This window comes from Fructobacillus ficulneus (genome assembly GCF_001047075.2).
Lineage (GTDB): Bacteria > Bacillota > Bacilli > Lactobacillales > Lactobacillaceae > Fructobacillus > Fructobacillus ficulneus.
This window is the reverse complement of record NZ_DF968005.1, coordinates 337,903-340,716: the sequence shown is the minus strand read 5'-3', so window position 1 is coordinate 340,716 and position 2,814 is coordinate 337,903. Positions and strand designations below refer to the sequence as shown.

Annotated in this window: 1 protein-coding gene; it reads right to left on the bottom strand. The window is 49.1% G+C overall.

What is annotated here, in order from left to right; genetic code table 11:
- Positions 1-390: 390 nt before the first annotated feature.
- Positions 391-2,814, bottom strand: a 2,424-nt coding sequence (locus tag AOQ29_RS06175) for a DUF1542 domain-containing protein (protein ID WP_158530765.1), incomplete at its 5' end; no start/stop codon positions are given.

Below are 2,814 nucleotides of genomic sequence, written 5' to 3'. Positions count from 1 at the left end.
GTATTGGTTGGACTGGCCTGACTAAGAGCAGCTGGCGACCGACCCGGCTTTCCCTGGTCGGCCCAGACCTGCAGCGGTTGGGTTCCTGCCTGAACCAACAATGGTCCGATTAACACTAATAAGAGTGTTAGACTTACTTTCTTTCGTATCTGTTTCTGCATCGGCAAACTACCTCTCTACCCCCGCTTGGAGGTTTACGATTAAGCTTGTCTAATTCCTACTTGCTGGCAGTATACCGGGCCCAGTCCCCTTTGACAACCGTAATGGCATAAACAAATTATCTTGCATTTTTTCATCCTAAAAGTCCAACAAAAAACCTGCCAAATCAAAAACTGCCCCGCGGTCGATTGACCACGGAGCAGTTTTTAATTGTACTAATATTCCTCCTAATTAGTTTTTCTTGTAACGCTTAGCAAAGCCCCAAGCCATTGTTCCAATGGCTGAAGTCAAGAAGCCGGCATCAATTAACTTCTTCTGGCTAATTCCAGTTGCCTTTTGAGCAACCGGTGCCTTCTTAGCGTGGTCCTTGTCACCATGCTTTTCTACCCGAGTTGCTGGTTGGGCAGCCTTTGTTGCAGGTGTTTGAGCCTTCACTGCAGCTGGCTGTGCGCCAAGCTTTGGTGTTACAGCAGGTTCAAGGCTTGTGCGAGCAAGTTCTGAAACCGCTGCTTGGTTAGCTGGTGCAGGATGGTGACCAGTCACAACGTTAGCTTGAACGTCGGCTGATTCAAGGACGGCTTTGATAGCTGGAACGTCTTGTCCATCATCAATCTTAGCCAAGGCCTTAGCCAAAGCAGCTTGAACGCTTTGGATTTCAGCTTGCTTTTGGTCAGCCGACAAAGTGCTGTCATTATTGATAGCAGCAATTTGGTTGGCTGCATCAGTGTTCAAAGTTTGACGACCTTGAGCCTTGGTTTGGTTCATGTCTGCAAAGTCCTTTGAAGCAGCAGGTGTATAATCCGTAATATCTTGGGCGTTCGCCTGTTGGTCCAAGTTGCTTTCGGCTGTCGTTAAGGCAGCTTCCAAAGCTTGGATTTGACGGGTCTTAGCTGCAGCATCAAGGCTTGGGTCCTTTTGAACCTCAGCTTCGGCATCAACTTCAGCTTGGGCCAAAGTCTTCTTAGCCGCTACCTTTTGGTCGGCCAATGATGGCACGGCACTAAAGTCAGTGGCAGTGTTCTTGGCAGTTGCAAAGCCTGTGTAATTTGGATCTGCTTGGACACCGGTTGTGCTTTGGTCAGCATTCAAGCCATCCTTAGCTGCTTGGTAGGCCTTGTCCAAAGCTGCTTGACGGTCTGCCTTTTGGGCATCTGTCAAAGTGTCATTTTGCTTAATAGCAGCAGTAGCACTTTGGTAATCAGCAGCCAGGCTAGCCCGGTCAGCTTGCTTTGTAGCTTGCAAAGTATCGAGTGTTTGCGTAGCTAAGTTCAATGAATTCTCAACGGCCGTGGCATTTCCGGCATTCGTAATTGCTTGACCTGCTTGAGCAGTGGCCTGAGCCAAAGCATCCTTTTGGGCTTGACGTTCTGCCGCTGTCAATGTTGGGTCGTTATCAATCTTGTTAGCCAAAACTGTTTCTTCAACCTGCAAAGCACGGGTTGCATCGGCTTGACGGTCTGCCAAGCTCTTAACCCCTTGGCCACTCGTTGCGTTAGCCAAATCATCTGCATAGTCTGAGCTGTTTGATTCCGCGGTTGCAGTATCAGCACTCGTGGCCTGGTTAACAGCATCCGTTGCGGTTGCCAAGGCAGCTGCAACAGCGTTCTTCCGGTCTTGTCGTTCATCGTCAGTCAAATTAACGTTGGCGTCCAAGGCCTTATCTGCTGCTTGAGCCTTATCTGCCAAGGTGCTGATTGCTGCTGCTTTCGCAGCATTCATACCATTGATTGCGGCAGTATCAGCAGCCAATTCCTTAGCCATGGCATCGGCATCCGTTTGCTTAGCCAAGTCGTCTTTCATTTGACCAAGTAATTGATCAAGTGCGGCTCCTTGAGCACTGGCATTTGAGCCGGTCAAAGCATTCTTGGCTTGTTGAACCAGGTTAGCCAAAGTTGCTCCATCAGTACCTGCTTGGGCTGACAAAGTTGGTGTGTCATCGCTGGCTTGTTGAGCTGCTTGCAAGGCGTTGGCGAAGTCACTTGACTGGGCAGCGTTTTGAGCACTAGCTGCATCTGGAGCAGCGGCAACCGCTGTCCGTGCCTTGGCCAAAGCATCTTTGACGTTTTGCTCCAATTGACCTTCTTGTGCTGCAGTCAAAGCCTTATTCTTTTGCAAATTACTAATCGTGTTAGTGGCTTCTTGGTCCAATTGGTTCAAGAGACCGGTCTTCGTGTCATGCAAGGCGTTAGCAGCTTGAACGGCACTAGCAACTGCATTGGCGACACTATCGGCATCGGCTGCATTAGCTGCTGTTGTCTTAGCTTGGTCCAAGATGTTGTTAGCAGCCTGAACTTCAGCAGCCTGTTCGGCCGGACTCAAAGTTGAATCATTGTTGATTGGGGCATCAACACCGGCCTTGTCGTTATCAAGTTGATTAGCGGCATTTGACTTTTGTGTGGCTAATGGGGTCACACTACTGTCATCAGTTGCGGCCTGGGTAGCCTTATTAAAGTCAGAACCAGTTGCCAATGTGCTGTCGGCTTGGGCTGGAGAAGTTGCCGTATTAATGGCATTCTGCGCATTTTCTTGAGCAGTCTTCAAGGCAGTCAAGCGGCTTTGCTTATCTGAACCAGACAAGTTTGGGTCAGTATTAATAGCATTTTGTGTTTGACTAACAGCCTTAGCCAAAGCAGCATCGTTCTTGGCATAACTAGC